Genomic DNA, 16,267 nt, shown 5'->3' on the forward strand with positions numbered 1-16,267 from the left:
CAGTTTCAGTAAACAACTGCAACTAAAAACTGCGACTGAATACTTTTCTTAGAATTCCAGTTTCTTTTTACGAAGTTCGAAATTCTGACCTAAATACACACGACGTACCATTTCATCTTCTACTAATTCTTCTGGTACACCAGCTTTAAGGATTCCTCCTTCAAACATTAGGTACGTTTTATCAGTGATTGCGAGAGTTTCTTGTACGTTATGGTCGGTAATTAAAATTCCGATATTTTTATTCTTTAGTTGTGCTACAATTCGTTGAATATCCTCTACGGCAACAGGGTCAACTCCTGCAAAAGGCTCGTCTAGTAAGATGAATTTTGGATCTGTAGCAAGAGCTCGTGCAATTTCGGTACGACGACGTTCTCCTCCCGAAAGTAAATCTCCTCGGTTGGTACGAATGTGTTCTAAGCTAAATTCTTCAATTAGACTTTCCATTTTGGCTACTTGCTCTTCTTTGGATAAAGTAGTTAATTGTAGTACGCTTAAAATGTTATCTTCGATGCTTAATTTTCTAAAAACTGATGCTTCCTGTGCCAAATAACCAATCCCGTGTTGTGCTCTTTTGTACATTGGGAAATCGGTAATGTTTAAATCATCAAGATAAATATTGCCCGAATTAGGTTTTACCAATCCTACAATCATGTAAAATGAAGTGGTTTTACCAGCGCCATTTGGACCTAAAAGACCAACTATTTCTCCTTGGTTTACCTCGACAGAAATGCCTTTTACTACACTACGACCTTTGTAGGTTTTGATTAAATTATCGGCTCTTAGTTTCATTTTTTTATTTTAATCATTTAAACGATTGATTCGTTTGATCGCTACAAATTAACGAATAAACGAATCAACAAATAAACCTATTAACAATTATTTAGTTTCTTCTAGTGCTTCCCAAAATTCATATGCTCTACGCAAATGAGGGACAACGATTGTACCGCCTACGAGAGTTGCAATTCCCATTGCTTCCATCATTTCTTCCTTGGTAACACCTTCTTTAAAACTAGTTTCAAGATGGTATTTTACGCAATCATCACAGCGTAAAACTGCCGAAGCTACTAAGCCCAAAAGCTCCTTTGTTTTAACATCAAGAGCGCCTGCTGCATATGCATTAGTGTCTAGATTGAAAATTCGTTTTACAATTTTATTGTTATCTGCTAATAATTTCTCATTCATTTTAGAACGATAATCATTAAATTCTTGTATGATATCAGACATTTTCTAGTTTGTTTTTATTTTTATATACGAGCACCGAAATAAAGATACTCAATTCATATATTAGTAACATTGGGATTGCAACAATTGTCTGGCTCACTACGTCTGGAGGAGTTACAATTGCAGCTACAATTAATATTATAACTACAGCATATTTCCAATATTTTCTTAAAAAGCGAGGTGTTACAAGGCCTAATTTGGTTAGGAAAAAGATGATTATTGGTAATTCAAAAAATAATCCACTAGCAAGAATACTCGTTTTTACCATTCCCATATACGATTCTAGAGTAAATTGATTTTTTACAACATCACTTACGGTAAAGGTGGCTACGAAATTTACCGACATTGGGATAACTACAAAATAACCAAATATTACACCTAAAAAGAAAAGTAACGATGAAACGAATATGAATACTTTGGCATTTTTTCGTTCTTTCTCATATAGTGCAGGGCTAATAAATTTCCATATTTCCCATAAGATATAAGGGAAACTCAAGATAAATCCAGCCAAAATACACATCCATACAAAGACATTTACCTGCCCTTCCATTTCTGTGTTCTGAATTATAAAAGGCATTTCGGTAATACAAATACTTTCTGCAAAGCCTAATTTATGAGATAACTCACAAAAAAACTGATAGGTAAAAAAAGTTGGTCTTGTTGGTCCGAAAATGATAACATCAAATAAGTAATCACTTATAAAATAAGTTAAAAAAGCCATTATGATTATAGCTGTTGTACTTCTAACTAATAGCCATCTTAATTCTTCAAGATGATCTAAAAACGACATTTCGCCTAGGTTTTTTTTATTTGCCATTATACGATTCCTTCTTTTAAAATATCATGTAAATGTAGTACTCCTTTGTATTCTCCATTGTCGGAAACGATTAATTGGGTAATCGAGAAATCTTCTAAAATGTTTAGGGCATCTACAGCCATTGTGTCTGAGGATACCATTTTTGGATTTTTGGTCATAATGTCTATTGCGGTTAAGTCGGCAAAAGTATCTCTGTCGTTTAGCATTCGTCGGATATCACCATCAGTAATAATGCCGATTATTTTATTGTTTTCTACGACGGCAGTTACGCCTAATCGTTTTTCGGATATTTCAAATATAACTTTTTTGATCGAAGAATCAGGGCTAACAGTCGGTTTTAATGAATGTTCAATCATATCTTTCACGCGAAGTAATAATTTTTTGCCTAATGCACCACCAGGATGATATACTGCAAAATCTTCGGGCTTAAAGTCACGCATTTCCATTAAACAAACGGCCAGTGCGTCTCCCATCACCAACTGTGCAGTGGTGCTATTGGTTGGTGCCAGGTTTATAGGGCAAGCTTCCATGTCGACGGTTGTGTTTAAAACATGATCACTTCCCTTTGCTAGAAATGAAGTTATATTTCCTGTAATAGAAATTAATGTATTGCCAAAACGTTTTAAAAGAGGGACCAGAACTTTGATTTCTGGACTGTTACCGCTTTTTGAAATGCAAATTATTATATCTTCATTTTGAATCATTCCTAAATCTCCATGAATTGCTTCGGCGGCATGAAGGAATAAAGAAGGTGTACCGGTCGAATTAAAGGTTGCTACCATTTTTTGCGCAATTATTGCGCTTTTTCCTATTCCAGTGACTACTAATCGACCTTTCGATTCGTATATCTGTTGAACGGCTTGAGTGAAATTTTCATCTAAAAAACTAACCAATTTCGCAACTGCTTCACTCTCAGAGAGTATTGTTTTTTTAGCAATAGCTAATATATTTTCTTTTGTTATCAAAACAGGATAGTTAAAATTTGTAAGTGTAAAAGAAAGTTGTATCTTTATTGATGCAAATTTATACAAAATACCATAAAATAAAGAATGAATTCAAACGAAATTGAAATACATAAAGAATTAAAGAAGTATTTCGGCTTTAGCCAATTTAAGGGATTGCAGGAGGAGGTTATAAAAAGTATACTCGATAAAAAAAATACTTTTGTTATAATGCCCACCGGAGGAGGAAAATCACTCTGTTATCAATTACCCGCTTTAATTCAGGAAGGAACAGCGATAGTTGTATCTCCTTTAATTGCTTTGATGAAAAACCAGGTAGACGCCATTAGGAGTCTCTCTTCAGAAAACGGAATTGCTCACGTTCTGAATTCTTCACTTACTAAGACAGAGATTGCTCAAGTAAAAAAAGATATCACTTCTGGTTTGACTAAATTATTATATGTTGCACCCGAGTCTTTAACGAAAGAAGAATATGTTCAATTTCTTCAAAACGTAACTATTTCATTTGTCGCTATCGATGAAGCACATTGTATTTCAGAATGGGGGCATGATTTTAGACCAGAATATAGAAATCTAAAACATATTATTAAACAGTTGGGTGATGTGCCAATTATTGGTCTTACCGCAACTGCTACTCCAAAAGTTCAAGAAGATATCTTAAAAAATCTTGACATGTCCGATGCTAATACTTTCAAAGCGTCGTTTAATAGGCCAAACTTATATTACGAAGTTCGTACAAAAACAAAAAATATAGAATCGGATATTATTCGTTTCATAAAACAACACAAAGGAAAATCCGGAATTATATATTGCTTAAGCCGTAAAAAAGTAGAAGCAATTGCCGAGGTTTTACAAGTTAACGGTATTAGCGCTGTTCCTTATCATGCAGGATTGGATGCAAAGACACGAGCAAAACATCAGGATATGTTCTTGATGGAAGATGTAGATGTTGTTGTTGCAACTATTGCTTTCGGGATGGGAATCGATAAACCCGATGTTCGTTTTGTAATTCACCATGATATTCCAAAATCACTCGAAAGCTATTACCAAGAAACGGGTCGTGCAGGTCGTGATGGAGGCGAAGGACATTGTTTGGCTTATTACTCTTATAAAGATGTAGAGAAATTAGAGAAATTTATGTCTGGGAAACCAGTTGCCGAACAAGAAATTGGTTTTGCTTTATTGCAAGAAGTTGTGGCTTACGCCGAAACATCAATGTCACGTAGAAAGTTCTTGCTTCATTATTTCGGAGAAGAATTCGACAGCGAAACAGGCGAAGGTGCCGATATGGATGATAACGTTCGTAACCCAAAAACTAAAATTGAAGCCAAAGACCAAGTGGTGAAATTATTAGAAATTGTACGTGATACCAAACATATCTACAAATCCAAAGAAATTGTATTTACATTAATAGGTCGCGTAAATGCAGTTATAAAAGCACATAGAACCGATTCCCAATCTTTCTTTGGTTCAGGTTCAGATCATGACGAAAAATACTGGATGGCATTACTTCGTCAGGTATTAGTTGCAGGATATTTATCAAAAGATATTGAAACATACGGAGTCATAAAAATTACCAAAGCAGGATTGGACTTTATTAAAAAGCCAGTTTCGTTTATGATGTCTGAAGATCATGAATACAATGAAAGTGAAGATGAAGCTATAGTAACAGCATCAAAATCTGGTGGTACTGCCGATGAAGTTTTGATGGGAATGTTACGAGAACTACGAAAAAAAGTTGCCAAAAAATTAGGCGTTCCTCCATTTGTGGTTTTTCAAGATCCTTCATTAGAGGATATGGCTTTAAAATATCCAATCTCTATTGCCGAATTGTATAATATACATGGAGTAGGAGAAGGAAAAGCAAAAAAATACGGAGGAGATTTTGTTGCCTTAATAAATAGGTATGTTGAGGAAAACGATATTATTCGTCCAGATGATTTAGTTGTAAAATCTACAGGAGTAAACTCTGTAAATAAATTATACATTATCCAGAACATCGATCGTAAATTATCACTTAATGATATTGCTTCTGCAAAAGGACTTTCGATGGATGCTTTGATTAAAGAAATGGAGCAAATTGTTTATTCTGGAACAAAACTTAATATTAACTATTGGGTAGACGATATGCTTGATGAAGATCAGCAAGAAGAAATTCATGAATATTTTATGGAGTCAGAATCTGATAAAATAGAAGATGCTCTTAAAGAATTTGATGGTGAGTATGATATCGATGAATTACGCCTTATGCGAATAAAATTTATTAGCGAAGTTGCTAATTAAAAGTTTACAGTCGCAGTTTTTAGTTTTCAGTTCTTACTGAATTTGTAAACTGCGACTGAATATTATTGTAGTTTACTGTAATTAGAAACTACAACTGTTACTATTATTCAGGAAATACTTCTCCGCGGTGTGGTTTTAAAGCGTCGCGAACCTGAATCATGTTTTCATCGGTTACGACCATATAAGCAATAGCATACATGTCGTTTAGGATTGTAAATCCAGTTATATTTAAAGGTAGCTTTTCGATAGCTATAAATTCTTTTAAATGAATCTCATGATGTTCTGCAGTTTTTGCGGAAGCTGGACCACGAAAATCCCATATTAATTTTATTTTTCTTGACATTATTATATAGGTACAAAGTTTCAGTGAGGCAAAGGTACAAAGTCTTTCTTATGAAGATTGAAAAACTTATTGTAGAATTAACCGCAAAGTGAGGAAAGATCTAATTTTGTTTTTGTAAAAACATAACTTAAAAAAAACTTACCGCACTTTGCGGTTAATTATATAAAGTCAGTTCAAAATGTTATTTTTGCACATTCTTTTCATAAATAGAAAAGCTAATTGAATAAATAAAACAAAATGCCAAGAGAACTTTTACTTCAAGTATCGCCCGAAATAGCAGCAAATGAGTTATTGCTAAAAGAACATTTGTCGAAACAAATAAAAGTTTCACCTAATGAAATTCATCATATAACGATTTTAAAACGCTCCATTGATGCGCGCCAAAAAGCGATAAAAATCAATTTGAAGGTGAATATCTATTTGCAAAATGAAGTTTTTCAGCTAACTAAAATTGAGCTTCCGGAATATAAAAATGTATCTGGAGCGCAAGAGGTAATTGTTGTTGGTGCTGGTCCTGCAGGACTTTTTGCAGCTTTACAATTAATAGAATTAGGTTTAAAACCAATTGTTCTAGAAAGAGGAAAAGATGTGCGTGGTCGCCGACGAGATTTAAAAGCAATAAATACAGAACATTTTGTAAACGAAGATTCTAATTATTGTTTTGGAGAAGGTGGAGCGGGAACGTACTCTGACGGAAAATTATATACACGATCTAAAAAACGTGGCGATGTAACCAGAATTCTCGAATTATTGGTTGCTTTTGGAGCTTCTGATGATATTTTGGTAGAAGCGCATCCTCATATCGGAACGAATAAATTACCAAAGATTATTCAGGATATTCGAGAAAAAATCATCGAATGCGGTGGGCAGGTTTTGTTTGAAACACGAGTAACTGATATTCTTGTAAAAAATAATGAAGTGCAAGGAATTGTAACTCAAAAAGGAGATACGATTAACGCTAATAAATTAATATTAGCAACGGGACATTCTGCTCGTGATATTTTTGAATTATTAGACAGAAAGAAAATTTTTATCGAGGCTAAACCTTTTGCCTTGGGCGTAAGAGCCGAGCATCCTCAATCTTTAATAGATAGTATTCAGTATAGTTGTGATTATCGTGGCGAGCATTTGCCTCCAGCACCATATTCTATCGTGAAACAAGTAGGAGGAAGAGGTATGTATTCTTTTTGTATGTGTCCTGGTGGTGTAATAGCGCCTTGTGCTACAAGTCCTGGAGAAGTAGTTACCAATGGTTGGTCTCCGTCTAAAAGAGATCAGGCTACAGCCAATTCTGGAATTGTAATCGAATTAAAATTAGAAGATTTTAAACCTTTTGCTAAATTCGGAGCTTTGGCTGGAATGGAATTTCAAAAAAGTATCGAACAAAAAGCATGGCATTTGGCTGGTGAAACTCAAAAAGTTCCTGCACAACGAATGGTCGATTTTACTCAAAATAAAGTTTCGTCGGATATTCCTAAAACATCTTATGTTCCTGGAACTACTTCGGTAGAAATGGGACAGGTTTTTCCGGGTTTTTTATCTCAAATATTACGTGAAGGTTTTTCTGAATTTGGTAAATCAATGCGAGGTTATTTAACCAATGAGGCTATTCTTCATGCGCCAGAAAGCAGAACATCTTCGCCAGTAAGAATTCCGAGAGATCCGTTAACTTACGAACATTTACAAATAAAAGGATTGTATCCTTGCGGTGAAGGTGCGGGTTATGCAGGCGGAATTATATCGGCAGCTATTGATGGTGAAAAATGTGCTTTGATGATTGCCGAAGCTTTAAAGTAGTAAATGCTTGTTTATAAGAATAGCTATTCTATGTTCTAAGCCATGGATTTACTTCGTTTGTTTGGTTTTTAGTTTCGAGTTAGGAAAGTGACGTTGGGATTTTGAGAAAGGGTTAGGTAGATTTTTATCTGTCAGATCTTTAGAAAAACGAAATAAATTTGTGTTATTTGTGTATCACTTAAGGGTTTATATATAAACGTAAAATAATATATCTCAATGAAAGATTTCTTTCCTAATTTCTTTGGTAGAAATAACGACCCAAAATCAATTGTTTCTTTTGGTGTTATTAATTCAATTTATTCTTATTTATATAATGAGGTAAACGGTGTTGATTTTAAAATGAAAGGTGTTCATGATGCAGTTTCGGTAAGTTTATATTCGTTTCCAACTTCATTTGACCATGAAGAAGCGCAAAAGGAAATTTCGAAAGCTGGATTTAAAAATGCATACGAAGTTTTAAATGAGTTATATAAAAAGCTAGATATCGGAGTACTTTCAGAAGAGAGTATGCAAGCGGAATTAGAATACGATTATATTCATATTCAATTTTATTCTGAGCCAACTCCTGAGGCGAAAAAATATCTAAAACATGTTTTGCATAATTTTGTCATTTTCTTTTGTTGTACTAATAGTTTAGAAATAAATGATTTTAGAATTTTGTACAATAATAGTTATTTTTTGGATTATACAAAAGGAATTTTGGACACTGAATATATCGACATAAATAATCCTAAAAATGAAATCCAGAAAATAGGATTCAAGGAATTTGAAAGGATTTTGCAAGGGATTTGTCAATATATGGAAATTGAAATACCTGAAAGTGTTGTGGTTCCTTCTCGAGAAAATTTATTGCCAGTAGATGTTGTGGTTACATCCGAAATTTTTGAAGAGTTTATTAAATTAGTTTCTAGAGGAAATGTAGAAGACAAGTTGCTAAAAAAGCAATCTAAAAAATTTTTGAAGAATTTTAATAAAGGGTTAGAAGATTATGAAGCGAAAGTTGAAGGTGATTTTGAATTTTTTGAAAGTATAGATTGTTGGAACAGTGATTGGAAATTTGATCCTGAAGATGCTGAGAGTTTTATCTCTGAAATGATTGGAGAGGATCTTAATTTTGAATATCCTGAAGAAACGTATAGTCATGATTTATTCCCATATATTCAATCGGCTTTAGAAAAAAGAGGTCTTGAATTGATGACTTTTGATACACATGGAGACAATTATATGTTTTTTGTAGTAAATAAAAGTGATGTTGCCAGAATCTTAGAATTATCTGAATTGACAAAGATTGAGGTTGAACAATTATAAGGCTGGATAAGTACGGAAATTATGAATTATTTTTTCACGCAGATTTTGCAAATCAAGGCTGATTTATTTAAAATTTAGTTATAAATAAATCTGTGCGAATCAGTTTAAATCTTTTGAAATCTGCGTGAAAAATAATTGAAGTTGTCTGTAGAATTTTAATGAAATTTAGTTTTTATTTTACGGAATCAAAATTATTTTTCCTGTACTTTTACGGCTTTCCAGATAATCATGTGCTTGTTTTCCTTCGGATAATTTAAAAGATGTAGGTGTTGCAAGTGAAACTTTACCTTCAGTAATCCATGTGAATAACTGATTGGCTCTTTTTATTCTTTCTTCTCTTGTGGTTAAATAACTCCATAAATCTCCACCAGTTAGTGTTTTAGAGGTATCCATGAGCATTCTTGGATTTACAGGTGCAGGATCTCCGCCAGCCATTCCGAAAAATACGACTTGACCACAATTTTGGGTTACTTCGAAACTATCTTTTAAGGTGCTGCCTATGCTATCATAAACTACATCGGCACCGTTTGGAACTACTTTAAAAACTTCTGCTTTCCAATTATCATTGTATAAGAATACATGGTCGGCTCCTTGCTCGATTGCGATTTTTGCTTTATCTGGTGATGAGGTTAAACCAATTACGGTTGCGCCCAAAAGTTTACTTATTTGCGTTAAAAATTGTCCGACTCCTCCGGCAACTGCATGAATGATTACAGTTTCTCCTTTTGATGTTTTATGACTATCGGTCGCGAGGTAATGGGCTGTTAATCCTTGTAGTAAAATCGATGCTCCGGTTTCAAAATCGATTGCTTCTGGTAACGGAATTACATGGTTTATATTAACGGCAACGAGTTCGGCATTTGCAAAAGGAACATCGGCAAAAGCAACTCTGTCTCCGATTTTAAATTCCGAATGGTTATTTGTGTTTACTACGATTCCAGATCCTTCGTAACCGGCTATAAAAGGGGGATTTCCTTTAAGGTGGTAGTTCCCTTTTCGACGATATACATCGGCAAAATTTAATCCGATGGCTTTCATTTCGACTAATATTTCGTCATCTTTTAATTTCGGGCTAGGAATATCAATGTATTCAAGTACATCGGAATTGCCAAAAGTAGAAAAAGTTAATGCTTTCATTTTAATTTAATTATAACTGTGAGATACCTACAAAGGAAATGATTTTAAAACAATGTAACGTTTCAAAACAGGAACAATTTTGATTTATAATTTTGGTAAGTTGAATTCGTTAAATTTGCTTTTTTGTGAAGCTAATTTTTCAATATCTTGCCATTTTCTAGGGGATTCTGCAGATAGATTTTCGTATGAATCTTTTTTTATAAGAATATCATCTTCGATACGTACACCAATATTCCACCATTTTTTATCACACTTGCTATTTGCCGGAATGTAAATTCCTGGTTCGACTGTAATAATCATGTTTTCTTTAAGTAGGCTTGTTGGGCCTCTGTAGTTTCCTTTGTCGTGAACATCTAAGCCAAGAAAATGAGAACATCCATGTGGGTAATAAGTACTTACTTCTTTTAAGTCTTTGATGATTCCTAATTTCAGTAATCCTTTGGCTAAAACTTCTTTGGCCTTGATGTTTAAATCTGCAAGTGGAGTTCCTTCTTTACAAATTTTAAAAACTTCTTCCTGTGCATCGTATACTAATTGGTAGATTGCTTTCTGCTCTTCGGTAAACTTTCCGTTTGCAGGAATAGTTCGGGTAACATCGGCAGAATAACCATGGTATTCGGAGCCTACATCCATTAATAATAATTGGTTGTCTATTTTGGTGCTATTGTTTTCGCCATAATGCAAGATGCATCCATTGGCTCCTGCGCCAACAATTGGTGGATAGCCTTCTCCTTCGGCTCCATATTTTCGGTGAATATAAGCATGAATTCCATCGGCTTCATTTTCGCTCATATCGATGTTAATTGCTTTCATGACTTCATTGTGAGCAATACAGGAAAGTTTAACCGATTTACGCATTAAATCAATCTCTTCGGGAGTTTTTATTTCGCGAAGTGTTGCTGTTATGTTTTCGAATAGTAGTAAAGAAGCTGCATCGTCATTTGTAATTGCTGCTTTTGCTTTAAATGTTTCTAGTAATCCAAAAAGGTCAAAACTGCTTGTGTCTTTACCGATGTCAGTTGGGATTTTATCGTAAATTATTTTGTCAAATTTTTTAAAGTCTATAGAGAAATCCTTGAAGTCTTTTCCGTTATAAACTGTTGTAAAACCTAATTTTGATTTAGCCCCATCAATACCTAAGCGTCTTCCTGTCCAGATTTCATGACTTGCATTTCTTTCTCTAACAAATAGGATTTCGTTGTAAGTAGTTTCGCCAGTTCCTTGTGTTTCTTTAAAGAGTAATAAAACAGCGTCGGGTTCTTTGTAACCGCTTAAGTAATACAAATCTGGATTTTGATGAAAATTGTAGTTTATATCTCTAGAGAACTTTCTCTCAGGATAGGAAAATATTACTGCTACTGAATTTGCAGGCATTAAATTCCTAAAAGCTTCTCTTCGTCCTTTGTGAAATTCTTTAGTAAGGTAATCTGTAGGTAAGTTTTCCTGAGCGTGATTGTAATTAAAAAACAGTAGGAATATAAGGGATAAGTATACGTGCTTCATTTTTTTTTGTGGTTTGGTTAAAAGGTTCTGGTTCTTAATAGATTGATGCAAATTACAAAATTTTGGCTTTGATTATTAAATAAAAAAACCGCTCATTTTCATAAGCGGCTTAGTGAATTAATAATTATTTCTTTTTTAATTTGTCTTTAAAAACTTTTTCGAATTTTTCTATTTTTGGCTGTATTACCATTTTACAATAAGGCTGATTTTTATTATTTTCATAATAATTTTGATGATAATCTTCGGCTTTGTAAAATTTTGTAAACGGTTCTACGGCAGTTACTATCGGGTCGTTATATACTTTTGCTTTTTTTAATGCATTTATAATGTTATTCGCTGCATTTTTTTGCTCTTCATTTTTATAAAAAATAACCGAACGATATTGGGTTCCTACATCAGCACCCTGTCTGTTTAAAGTTGTAGGGTCATGTACGGTAAAGAAAACTTTAAATATTTCATCCAGACTAGTTACGTTCTTGTCGTATGTAATCTGAACTACTTCGGCAAAGCCAGTTTTTCCGGTTGATACTTCTTCATAACTTGGATTGATAGTTTTTCCTCCAGAGAAACCTGAGACTACTGATTTTACGCCGTCTAAATTTTCGTAAACAGCTTCTACACACCAGTAACATCCTCCGCCAAGTGTGATTGTGTCGTAATTGGGGTGTTTTTTTGCTTGTCCAAATCCATTAATTGATAGCGTAAGGATGCAGATTAAAATTGTATTTTTCATAATGATATTATTTACTGTCTGGTATAAAATCGAGTGCAATTGAATTCATGCAATATCTTTTTCCTGTTGGGGCTGGTCCATCGTCGAATAAGTGACCTAGATGGCCACCACATCTGCCACAAAGCACTTCGGTACGTTCCATGCCTATAGAATTGTCTTGTTTGTATGTAACGCTATTTTTATTGTCTTGTTCAAAAAAGCTTGGCCAGCCACAACTACTGGCAAATTTGGCTCCGGATCTAAAGAGTTTATTTCCACATGCTGCACAATAGTAAGTTCCTTTTACATCGGTACTCCAGTATTTTCCTGTAAATGGTCTTTCGGTATCTGCATGGCGCATTACTTGGTATACATCATCTGGTAGTACTTTTTTCCATTGTGCGTCGGTAAGATTCAGCTTTTTGGTATCCGTATTGGAGTAATATGGATTATTCGGTTTGTCGATTTTATTTTCCATTGATGTCTTTTTAGGTGTTGTATACTGCTCTTTTGTGTTTTGACCACAAGCTTGAAATATAAATAATTGAAGTAAAAAGAATGCGCTTAAAAAATGAGTTCTAGTTTTCATGATCGGTGAATTTTATATTACAATTGTATGATGTTCTTAATTGATTGAAATGTCGTACACTTTACAAATGAATGAGTATTTAAGTAAGTTTTAACTTTTATTATTTACGTATAAAAGACTTCTTTAGTTTTGAAATAAAAGGCTATTTTTTCATGGCTTTAATCCGCTAGAAATCATACTATAAAATTAAAATTTTAGTTAATGCAGAGCTCGTTAAACTTTTCACAAACTTTTTTCAGGCTTTAAAGCAATTTCTTTTTTCGTATTTTTGTGTGTTTAATACCAATTATGATAGAAGAAAACGTAATATTAGTTAATGAGAACGATGAGCCGATTGGGCTGATGCCAAAATTAGAAGCGCATGAAAAAGCAGTTCTACATCGAGCATTTTCAGTTTTTGTTTTAAATGATAATAATGAGATCATGTTACAACAACGTGCACATCATAAATATCATTCACCTTTACTCTGGACTAATACATGTTGTAGTCATCAAAGAGAAGGAGAAACTAATGTCGAAGCAGGAAGCCGAAGATTATTTGAGGAAATGGGTTTTAAAACTCCACTTAAAGAACTTTTTCATTTTATATATAAAGCTCCTTTTGATAACGGATTAACAGAACATGAACTGGATCACGTTATGATTGGGCGTTATAATGAAGAACCTATCATAAATAATGAAGAAGTTGAAGCTTGGAAATGGATAAAAATTGAAGATGTAAAAAAAGATATGCAATTACATCCTGAGATTTATACCGTTTGGTTCAAAATAATCTTTGACGAGTTTTATCATTTTCTGGAAGACCATAAAATTTAAACCAAAACTTACATGAGAGTAACGATATCAAGAAAAGCACATTTTAATGCTGCCCATCGGCTGTACAGAAAAGATTGGACGTTGGAGAAAAATGATGCCGTTTTTGGGAAATGTAACAATCCCAATTTTCATGGACATAATTATGACTTAACAGTAAGTGTTACTGGAGAAGTTGATCCTGAAACAGGTTTTGTGATAGATGTAAAAATACTAGCTGATATTATATATCAAGAAGTTGAATTACCATTTGATCATAAGAATCTTAATCTTGATGTGCCAGAATTTCAAGATTTAAATCCAACTGCAGAACATATTGCGGTAGTGATTTGGAATAAAATTAGAAAAAAGATTAATCCCGATTTTGATTTAGAAATCGTGTTGTATGAAACTGCTCGTAATTTTGTAACCTATAAAGGAGAATAAAATGTCATTAAAAGTAGGAGATGTTATCCCGAATTTTATCGCAAAAGACGCTAATGGAGATGTGTTTGAAAGTAAAGATGTGCTTGGTCGTAAACCTTTGGTAATTTATTTTTATCCTAAAGATAATACCCCGGGATGTACAACCGAAGCCTGTAGTTTTAGAGATCAATATGAAGATTTTGTAACTCTGGGTGCAGAGGTAATTGGTATTAGTAGTGATAGTGTCGATTCTCATCAAAAATTTTCGCATAAACACCATTTGCCTTTTATTCTTCTTTCGGATGAAGATAAAAAAATAAGAACCCTTTTTGGAGTTCCCTCTGGTTTACTTGGATTATTGCCAGGTAGAGTAACTTATGTTGTCGATAAAAATGGAGTTATAATTCTCATTTTTGATAGTATGGTTGCTGCCAAGCATATTCCTAAAGCGCTTGAAGCAATTAAAGAATTAGTATCATAATTTAAAAGAATAGTATTATACAGGACTTATCAAATAGATGAAATTTGTATAAAAATATATAAGATGAAGTCACAATTATATCCCTTACAGTTTGAACCAATCTTGAAAGAAAGAATTTGGGGAGGCGAAAAATTAAAAACAGAATTAAATAAACCTATTACTTCTAAGATTACTGGTGAAAGCTGGGAATTGTCTACTGTTGAAGGTGATGTAAGTATTGTTGCAAACGGAAGTTTAAAAGGAAAAACCCTTACTGATATTATAAATGAACATCCAAATGAAATCTTGGGGACAAAAGTTCATGAGCAATTTGGGAAACAATTTCCATTGCTTTTTAAATACCTGGATGCTCGCGAAGATCTTTCGATACAAGTACATCCTAATGATAAATTAGCAAAAGAACGTCATAACTCTTTTGGTAAAACCGAAATGTGGTATGTGATGCAAGCAGATGAAAATGCTAGGATTATTGTAGGTTTTAAAGAGGATTCTAGTAAAGAAGAATATCTTGAGAATTTAAATAATAATACATTGGTTTCTATTCTTGACGGTGTAAAAGCTAAATCAGGGGATGTTTTCTTTCTGGAAACTGGAACGATTCACGCCATAGGTGCAGGTTTAGTTGTTGCCGAAATTCAGCAAACATCGGACATTACGTATCGTTTGTATGATTTTGACAGGGTAGATGCCCAAGGAAATAAAAGAGAATTGCATGTAGATTTAGCGCTAGATGCTATTAATTATAACAAGGTAGATACTTATAAGGAGTATCAGAAAAAAAATAATGAATCTAATGTTGTGGTTGATTGTCCATATTTCACCACAAATTATATTCCGTTAGACGGTCAGGTTGAGGTAAGTAAAGATGGAAAAAGTTTTACAGTTTATATGTGTATCGAAGGTTCTTTTAAAATAGAATATGAGGGAAGTAAATTGAGCTATAAAAAAGGAGATACTGTATTAATCCCAGCTTCTTTGAAAAGGTTCATCTTCAATGGAAAAGCTTCTATTTTAGAAATTTACATTTCATAGCGGGTAATAGAAAGATTATGTGTACTTTTGCAAACGCAAATTAAAATAAAAATAAAATGGCAAACGTTAAGAATTTAAAGAAAGACATCAACTACGTTTTAGGAGATATTATTGAGGCAGTTTACTTATTTGAAATTTCTACTACAGGAAAACCAACTACAGAAACTAATGCTTTAATCGATGAAGCTATTGCTGCTTTCGATACTTTGATCACAAAAGTGAACGCAAAGAACGTAGAAAATAAAAAAGCACACTTCAAACAAATTAATGTTGAATTGGAAGAAACTGCTAATCAATTGATTACTAAAATCAACGAATTGTAGTAAAAAAAAACGATAAAAAAGTGCAAATTTATTTTGGTAAAACGAAAAACCGCTTTATATTTGCACCCGTAATGAGTCGCCAGCGTAGCTCAGTTGGCTAGAGCAGCTGATTTGTAATCAGCAGGTCGTGGGTTCGAGTCCCTCCGCCGGCTCAACATAAAACCATCCTTTTAGGGTGGTTTTTTTGTTTAAAAAATATTTTAATAATTGTTTAAATTTATTTTGCAGAATCAAAAAACAGTTATATATTTGCACCCGTAATGAGTCGCCAGCGTAGCTCAGTTGGCTAGAGCAGCTGATTTGTAATCAGCAGGTCGTGGGTTCGAGTCCCTCCGCCGGCTCAGAGTTAAAACCATCATAGAAATATGATGGTTTTTTTGTGTGCTATACTCAATTATGTGTTGTAATTATCTTCCAAATTTTTGATGTGCAGCCGTAAATTGACCAGAACTCATTGCTGCAAGAATAGAAATTTCTCCTGTTAAGCATAAAGCAACTGCTATCTCGGCTAGTTTGCTACTTTTGCCAGCGCCATAACATC

General features: G+C 33.6%; 18 protein-coding genes and 2 tRNA genes. 10 read left to right on the forward strand and 10 right to left on the reverse strand.

What is annotated here, in order from left to right:
* Window positions 1–48: 48 nt before the first annotated feature.
* The 4 genes from lptB to OIU83_RS07455 form a co-directional block, all read right to left on the reverse strand.
* Window positions 49–789: an LPS export ABC transporter ATP-binding protein gene (gene lptB / locus OIU83_RS07440; protein WP_264205617.1), complete on the reverse strand. Its 741-nt coding sequence runs from the start codon at window positions 787–789 to the stop codon at window positions 49–51.
* An 87-nt stretch (window positions 790–876) separates the two neighbouring features.
* Window positions 877–1,224, reverse strand: a complete 348-nt coding sequence (locus OIU83_RS07445) for a carboxymuconolactone decarboxylase family protein (protein ID WP_035619476.1) — start codon at window positions 1,222–1,224, stop codon at window positions 877–879.
* Entirely contained in the window at window positions 1,217–2,038 is an 822-nt protein-coding gene (gene tatC, locus OIU83_RS07450; protein ID WP_264205618.1) for a twin-arginine translocase subunit TatC, read from the reverse strand. Before tatC ends, OIU83_RS07445 begins: the two co-directional genes overlap by 8 nt.
* Window positions 2,038–3,003 carry a KpsF/GutQ family sugar-phosphate isomerase gene (locus OIU83_RS07455; protein WP_264205619.1) on the reverse strand — a complete coding sequence of 322 codons (966 nt, stop codon included), beginning with the start codon at window positions 3,001–3,003 and terminating at the stop codon, window positions 2,038–2,040. Before OIU83_RS07455 ends, tatC begins: the two co-directional genes overlap by 1 nt.
* An 84-nt stretch (window positions 3,004–3,087) precedes the next feature.
* Here OIU83_RS07455 and recQ point away from each other — a divergent pair, with 84 nt between their 5' ends.
* On the forward strand, window positions 3,088–5,283 hold the full coding sequence (gene recQ, locus OIU83_RS07460; protein WP_264205620.1) for a DNA helicase RecQ: 2,196 nt from the start codon (window positions 3,088–3,090) through the stop codon (window positions 5,281–5,283).
* Window positions 5,284–5,386: 103 nt separating this feature from the next.
* Here recQ and OIU83_RS07465 read toward each other — a convergent pair whose 3' ends face one another.
* A complete protein-coding gene (locus OIU83_RS07465) occupies window positions 5,387–5,626 on the reverse strand; it encodes a hypothetical protein (protein ID WP_035619471.1) in 240 nt (79 codons plus the stop codon).
* A gap of 237 nt (window positions 5,627–5,863) precedes the next feature.
* Here OIU83_RS07465 and OIU83_RS07470 point away from each other — a divergent pair, with 237 nt between their 5' ends.
* A complete protein-coding gene (locus tag OIU83_RS07470) occupies window positions 5,864–7,423 on the forward strand; it encodes an NAD(P)/FAD-dependent oxidoreductase (RefSeq protein ID WP_264205621.1) in 1,560 nt (519 codons plus the stop codon).
* A gap of 216 nt (window positions 7,424–7,639) precedes the next feature.
* The gene (locus tag OIU83_RS07475) at window positions 7,640–8,731 is read left to right on the forward strand and encodes a DUF6630 family protein (RefSeq protein ID WP_264205622.1); all 1,092 of its coding nucleotides are present in this window, start codon (window positions 7,640–7,642) and stop codon (window positions 8,729–8,731) included.
* Window positions 8,732–8,908: 177 nt separating this feature from the next.
* On the opposite strand, the gene OIU83_RS07480 is transcribed toward OIU83_RS07475, so the two are convergent.
* From OIU83_RS07480 to msrB, 4 genes are all read right to left on the reverse strand, one after another.
* Window positions 8,909–9,868 (reverse strand): quinone oxidoreductase family protein, encoded by a 960-nt coding sequence (locus OIU83_RS07480; protein ID WP_264205623.1) that lies wholly within the window; start codon window positions 9,866–9,868, stop codon window positions 8,909–8,911.
* 84 nt (window positions 9,869–9,952) lie between these two features.
* A complete protein-coding gene (locus OIU83_RS07485) occupies window positions 9,953–11,371 on the reverse strand; it encodes an aminopeptidase P family protein (protein WP_264205624.1) in 1,419 nt (472 codons plus the stop codon).
* A gap of 124 nt (window positions 11,372–11,495) precedes the next feature.
* On the reverse strand, window positions 11,496–12,104 hold the full coding sequence (gene msrA, locus OIU83_RS07490) for a peptide-methionine (S)-S-oxide reductase MsrA (protein ID WP_264205625.1): 609 nt from the start codon (window positions 12,102–12,104) through the stop codon (window positions 11,496–11,498).
* 7 nt (window positions 12,105–12,111) lie between these two features.
* Window positions 12,112–12,672 carry a peptide-methionine (R)-S-oxide reductase MsrB gene (gene msrB, locus OIU83_RS07495; RefSeq protein WP_264205626.1) on the reverse strand — a complete coding sequence of 187 codons (561 nt, stop codon included), beginning with the start codon at window positions 12,670–12,672 and terminating at the stop codon, window positions 12,112–12,114.
* Window positions 12,673–12,960: 288 nt separating this feature from the next.
* Here msrB and idi point away from each other — a divergent pair, with 288 nt between their 5' ends.
* From idi to OIU83_RS07530, 7 genes are all read left to right on the forward strand, one after another.
* Entirely contained in the window at window positions 12,961–13,488 is a 528-nt protein-coding gene (idi, locus tag OIU83_RS07500) for an isopentenyl-diphosphate Delta-isomerase (RefSeq protein WP_264205627.1), read from the forward strand.
* Window positions 13,489–13,500: 12 nt separating this feature from the next.
* Window positions 13,501–13,911, forward strand: coding sequence for a 6-pyruvoyl trahydropterin synthase family protein (locus OIU83_RS07505; protein ID WP_039111653.1), 411 nt, complete (start codon window positions 13,501–13,503; stop codon window positions 13,909–13,911).
* Window position 13,912: 1 nt separating this feature from the next.
* Window positions 13,913–14,371, forward strand: coding sequence for a peroxiredoxin (locus tag OIU83_RS07510; RefSeq protein ID WP_264205628.1), 459 nt, complete (start codon window positions 13,913–13,915; stop codon window positions 14,369–14,371).
* A 63-nt stretch (window positions 14,372–14,434) separates the two neighbouring features.
* A complete protein-coding gene (locus tag OIU83_RS07515) occupies window positions 14,435–15,403 on the forward strand; it encodes a type I phosphomannose isomerase catalytic subunit (protein WP_264205629.1) in 969 nt (322 codons plus the stop codon).
* Between the two features lie 56 nt (window positions 15,404–15,459).
* A complete protein-coding gene (locus tag OIU83_RS07520) occupies window positions 15,460–15,726 on the forward strand; it encodes a hypothetical protein (RefSeq protein WP_264205630.1) in 267 nt (88 codons plus the stop codon).
* Between the two features lie 78 nt (window positions 15,727–15,804).
* Window positions 15,805–15,878, forward strand: a tRNA-Thr gene (locus OIU83_RS07525).
* A 115-nt stretch (window positions 15,879–15,993) separates the two neighbouring features.
* Window positions 15,994–16,067: transfer RNA gene (locus OIU83_RS07530), tRNA-Thr, on the forward strand.
* A gap of 66 nt (window positions 16,068–16,133) precedes the next feature.
* Here OIU83_RS07530 and OIU83_RS23610 read toward each other — a convergent pair.
* Window positions 16,134–16,267: hypothetical protein (locus tag OIU83_RS23610; protein ID WP_404827665.1), on the reverse strand; the 134-nt coding region annotated here is incomplete at its 5' end.

Source organism: Flavobacterium shii, from assembly GCF_025847235.1.
GTDB lineage: Bacteria > Bacteroidota > Bacteroidia > Flavobacteriales > Flavobacteriaceae > Flavobacterium > Flavobacterium shii.